The sequence below is a fragment of the Neisseria sp. P0009.S007 genome, assembly GCF_051962515.1.
Map to the genome: position 1 here is coordinate 1 of NZ_JBQCVF010000569.1, position 983 is coordinate 983.

The window sequence follows — 983 nt, forward strand, 5'->3', positions numbered from 1 at the left end:
CCTGTATAGTTTTCACGCAATTCATCAATAAACAAAAGTTTAAACAATTCATCAGGATTGACTGCAGTCAAAATATTTTTAAGGTTATTGCCACCATCCATATCTAAAAGGGCAATTTGTCCCATATAGTCAAAATCGTCTTCCAGTTGCTCGGCAATTTTTTGTTGTACTGCTTTAACATCATCAGGTGCACGCAAATTGGTTTTGCTGATACAGAATGCAAAGCCTTTTCCAATTTGTTGGAGATTGTCAATTTCACGCTTCATGCTCAATGTAATGTTTCCGTCTTCAATGCTGGTTAGGAATACAAAGAAAACGCCACGCTCCAGGTAATTCAAAATAGCTTGGTTATGGTTTTCAATCGGCGCATCAAATCCTGGCATATCAACCAATACCAAAGGTTGAATGGCTTTTAAATTTTCATTATTTAAATAAACACGCAAATTTTTGAAGTTTTGTGCATTATCTTTTAAGCGTGCAAAATCAGCCAATTGATGACGTTCAACCGCACCCGAAGCCGTTACTGCTTCAATATAGTTGCTATCGCTATAACGCAATTCTGTTGCTAATGCAGTTTCCGGAGTCACAGCAGTCGGCAAAATCTCATTGCCTAAAAAAGAATTGAGCAATGTACTTTTTCCCGCGCTAAATCCGCCAACCACCGGTACAATCAGCTCTGCATCCGTAATATTTCCTTGAATTTCCGATAATTTGTTATCTGAAATTTCCAAAGGGGAAATGATGTTCTTAACTTCACCGATATAATCTAAAAATTGCTGTTTGCTGTTCATAAAATAAATTTCTCCTGAATAAAAATTAAATGGAAATGACTACTTTCTGCTATTTGTGCCGATTAGGCCTTACTGAACGAACTCATTAGCAGACAAAAACCCATTAGACCAAAAATAAAACAAGAAATAAGTTCCAAGTTCCCCCTGTACGTTACGTTCCAATCAAGCCAAGATGTACTATACATATAGATT

The 983-nt window shown here is 36.6% G+C and carries 1 protein-coding gene; it reads right to left on the reverse strand.

The annotated features are described in order from the left end of the window. Positions 1 to 791, reverse strand: a 791-nt coding sequence (locus ACTHS3_RS14860) for a dynamin family protein (RefSeq protein ID WP_440368354.1), incomplete at its 3' end; no start/stop codon positions are given. Positions 792 to 983: the final 192 nt, after the last annotated feature.